Below are 3,980 nucleotides of genomic sequence, written 5' to 3' on the forward strand. Positions count from 1 at the left end.
CACCTCTGGCGCAGCGAGGAGGCTCACCACCTCCTTGCGGGTGCGAGTGGCTGGAGCGCAATGAAACGAACAACGCTAATCCACTAAACCCAAAAACGAATATAAAACAACCTAAAAGAAAGGAGGGGACGTCATGCTATCGTTCAATCTTCGAAACTCAAAATCAATCAGTCTCGTCATTAAAGATCATGTCATTCGTTCTGTTACAGTTAATCAAAATGAGCTAACAACGCCTGTTAGTTATGGAGAAAAATACTTACCTCCAGGCATTATTCGTGATGGGAAAATACTAGATCGCGACCAATTGTTATTGTTCCTAGAAGAATGTGTTGCTGATTGGGGATTAAGAAAGAAGAAGGTGCATTTTGTCGTTCCAGAGTCTCACGTGTTTTTTCGGAAATTAACCCTTCCTAAATCAGTAAAAAAAGAAGAGATCAAAGGTTACCTATTTATCGAGCTTGGAAATAGCATTCCCCTTCCTTTTAAGAATCCGACCTTTGATTATGTTCTCTTAAATGAAGATGCTGAAGAGAAAGAGATTTTGCTTTTTGCATCACCAGAAGAGATCATTCATGAATACAAGGCATTGCTAGAAGAAGCAAAAGTTACTCCGGTTTCGATCGAAATTAATGCGCTGTCGATGTATCGAATTGTTTCGAGAATGGACAAGGTGATTCCAAGAATTCATACGATGTTCATTGAGTTTGATGCCCATGCAATTAGTTTAAGTATTTTTCAAGATGATAAGCCGCAATACATTCATCACTTAGTCAATGCCTCTCAATCCGAACAATTTGAAATTTCAAGGAGCAGGGCGGAAGCGGAGCTTGAATTTGTTGGGGATGAAATGGTGTTAATGGGAGATATTCAAGATGCAATTGGTGAAATCGAACGAATTATGAATTTCTATAAGTATTCTCTTTATAAAGGAGAGCAAGAGGTAACGATGGTCTTTTTAGGCGGAGATCATCCTTATTTGCATCATATTTTCAACCAATTAAATGAAAATTTACAGCTTGAATTGTACTCTAGCAAACAACTATTAAAAGAAGCTGAGATTGAACTTGCTCCTCAATATTTAACGACAATGGGTTTAGCCTATAAAGAGGTGCAATCATGATGGTTGAAATTAACCTGCTACCACAAAAAGAACGAAAAAGCTTTTATTCTATTATCATTTTATTAGCTATTATTATTGTATTGTTAGTGACGAGTTTGATTTACTTTATGTATACAAACAATATAAAAAATGAAATTGCTCGAACGGAACAAACGATTGAGACGACAGAGCAGTTACGAATGGTTCAGGAGCAACAACTAGCAGACGCTCAGCAGTCGTCAATGGTTGATGTATTAGAAGCGCAAATTGACTGGATTGAACAACAGCAAATTTCTGGTGTATCTCTTTTATCTCATTTTGTTCGAAAGCTTCCTGAAAAAGCGTATTTTATGAATTATACGTATGTCGATCAAGGGACGGTTCAGATTTTTGTTCAGTTTGAATCTCCTATCGATGTCTCCTCATATTTACATGAGTTAACGGACAGTAGATTTGTTCAGTCTGCAGATTTACTCAATATTAATGCTCAAGAGATTATAGATGAAGAGGGTTTGTCAGAAGATTTACTGCCACGCTATCTAGCGAACTTTGAAGTGAAGTTAAATGTGAATGAAATTAAGGTAGAGGAGGGGAATGGATAATGGTCGAGCTACAACCAAAAGTAAAACGATTGCTTATTTCTTTCCTTGTAGCCCTCACATTAGCGATTCCTTTCCTGCTTTATTTTATGTTCATTAAACCATTGCAAGACGACTTGGCAAGGGTACAAGATCGTCTTGAGACGGAAGAGCAGCTATTATCGATTGTTGAAAGAAATATAGCAGAATTGGAAAACCAGGTAACGAATTTAAGTTCAGCTGATTTACAAAAGAAAGTTCCTGTTGCCCCTCTAGTTGATCAGTTCTTACTAGACTTAGAAAGATCAGAAATTCTTTCGGAAAGTTTGATTTTAAATTATCAGTTTTCAAGCAGTACTTTTAGTGGACTTGGAATTGAAAGTGCAAGAGGAAGTTTAGAGGAAGAACTAGAAAATGGTATCGTCATAAGGGAACAGTCAGCTGAAGCGGAGCCAGAGAGCGATACATTTGAAATTGAAGAAGGCATCGAGAAAGTGACGGCACAGATGACAGTCATTTCCCCAAGCTATGAGGAGATGAAAAGCTTTCTTGAAGAAATTGAAAGCTTGACTCGGGTTACGACCATTAATAGATTATCGTTCTCAGGAAATCAAGAAGTTCGTCTTCTTGATCAAACGGTAGATGATCTACAGTATGTAGTAGAAGTTTCAACGTATTACTTGCCACAATTGCAAGAGTTGTTGGATGAGGTGCCCACACAATCGTATCCGCGTCCTGGTAACAAAGCCAATCCACTCTATTATGGAGTGAAAAGTGAAGAATAAAAAGAGGAATCCTCTTTTTATTCTTTTTTGTTTTCGTACATCTTTACAAGTGTTAGACAATAAACTAGTAAAGGTAACAAAAGCGTACTTATAGCAATAAAAGAATATTGGCTTAGTGATCTTTTATTAGGAATTTTTTCTTAAAACAAGTTCTATCTAAATCGATTATTTAATAGAATAGGAGTAAAGAAAGGTTACGAGGGGAGTGAGTCCAATGGAAGAAGAAAAAAGACAAACCATCTCGGTCCGCTTGAATGGAAAAGAACAGAAAATCCATGAAAATAAGATGTCATCTAGTAGCAAAGATGAAGTCGCTGCGGTTCGAGAAGACATAGTAAAAGATGATGCACCTATCATTCCTCAACCAGATAACATCATAGATTTCGGAAAAAGACATGACGAAAGAAAGCGCAATGATCTGCCTTATTGGGACGACGGATTTAGTGAGAAGAGTCCAAAACTACCTTTTAAACGTAAGAAAAAAATGAATCATGGACCAAAAAAACCTAAATTTCCTTTTATGTTAATTGGCGCATTGATTTCTGCAATTGTTGTGGGTGTGAGCCTTGGATTAATGATTCTTACGTTTTTTACAGGTACGAGCACTCCGGTTGCAGATGCTAATCCAGGAACAGCGGATGCCGTTCCAGCAGCCTCTGAAGCAGGAGGTCAGTTTCCGCTTTTAACGTTAGAAATTGTTCAAGGTGGGGCCTTTGAAGAACAAGCAACAGGACAGGAAGTTGTCAGCAACCTTCAGGAACAAGGGTTGGCAGCTACACTTACTGAGGTAACTGAACCGATTTATATGTTTATCGGGGCAGGGGGAGATCGTGCTCAAGCAAATAAAATTAGTTCCTTGTACGAGGAATACGGTCAAGATACGTATGTAAAAACTTATCGAGTTGATGGACAAGCGGTGACAGGCCAAGAAGAGGAAGCGGTTGTTTGGTTTGCGAATGCCATTTCTCATTATAAAGAACTGTTGCAACTGACGGTCGATGGATTTGGAGGGGGTTCCTTGCTCACAACAGAGCGAATGGAGCAATTAGAGCAAACAACGGAAAGTCTCCAGGCTGATCGCGACAGAGCTTTCATGAACTTGGATCAACCTGTTCAAGATGAAGCATTGGCATTAGGTGATAATCTAGTCAAAGCAGGAGAGAAATTATCCGCCTACGTTGCATCAGATGAAAATTCAGAGCTTTGGAACTCACAGCAAGCTTTACTAGATGCACTCGTTAATTATGAAAAAATCGTAGCGGCACTACAATAAAAAGATGATTTCAATGGGAGAGAGTACTGAAAGGGTCAAAACGGACACTTGCAGTGCTCTTTTCAATTGGAGTAATTTTTTCCTTTGGACGTTTTTTCTATTGATACTAGACACAAACTAAAGCGCAATGAAACGAATGCACTAAGGAAAAAAGTGACTAAACAATCTTTACGAAAATCAGCCTTTCGTAAGACTGCTGCTATAAAAAAGGTTATTCTCATAGTGAAATGAAGCGGAAGCCGCTC

General features: G+C 38.4%; 4 protein-coding genes. All 4 read left to right on the plus strand.

What is annotated here, in order from left to right; all coding sequences use genetic code 11:
* The first annotated feature begins 133 nt into the window (after window positions 1-133).
* The 4 genes from pilM to JCM9140_RS21625 all read left to right on the plus strand — a co-directional run bounded on the left by pilM (window position 134) and on the right by JCM9140_RS21625 (window position 3,735).
* Entirely contained in the window at window positions 134-1,120 is a 987-nt protein-coding gene (pilM, locus tag JCM9140_RS21610; protein ID WP_052002479.1) for a type IV pilus biogenesis protein PilM, read from the plus strand.
* Window positions 1,117-1,701: a PilN domain-containing protein gene (locus JCM9140_RS21615; RefSeq protein WP_034751638.1), complete on the plus strand. Its 585-nt coding sequence runs from the start codon at window positions 1,117-1,119 to the stop codon at window positions 1,699-1,701. The genes pilM and JCM9140_RS21615 overlap by 4 nt, the downstream gene beginning before the upstream one ends.
* Entirely contained in the window at window positions 1,701-2,462 is a 762-nt protein-coding gene (locus tag JCM9140_RS21620) for a type II secretion system protein M (RefSeq protein WP_034751641.1), read from the plus strand. The genes JCM9140_RS21615 and JCM9140_RS21620 overlap by 1 nt, the downstream gene beginning before the upstream one ends.
* 214 nt (window positions 2,463-2,676) lie before the next feature.
* Window positions 2,677-3,735, plus strand: coding sequence for a hypothetical protein (locus JCM9140_RS21625; protein WP_034751644.1), 1,059 nt, complete (start codon window positions 2,677-2,679; stop codon window positions 3,733-3,735).
* Window positions 3,736-3,980: the final 245 nt, after the last annotated feature.

It is taken from the genome of Halalkalibacter wakoensis JCM 9140 (assembly GCF_000513095.1).
GTDB classification, from domain to species: Bacteria; Bacillota; Bacilli; order Bacillales; family Bacillaceae_D; genus Halalkalibacter; species Halalkalibacter wakoensis.

Coding starts and splice junctions, on each gene's coding strand:
- pilM (WP_052002479.1), top strand. CDS start 134: ATGCTATCGTTCAATCTTCGAAACTCAAAATCAATCAGTCTCGTCATT.
- JCM9140_RS21615 (WP_034751638.1), top strand. CDS start 1,117: ATGATGGTTGAAATTAACCTGCTACCACAAAAAGAACGAAAAAGCTTT.
- JCM9140_RS21620 (WP_034751641.1), top strand. CDS start 1,701: ATGGTCGAGCTACAACCAAAAGTAAAACGATTGCTTATTTCTTTCCTT.
- JCM9140_RS21625 (WP_034751644.1), top strand. CDS start 2,677: ATGGAAGAAGAAAAAAGACAAACCATCTCGGTCCGCTTGAATGGAAAA.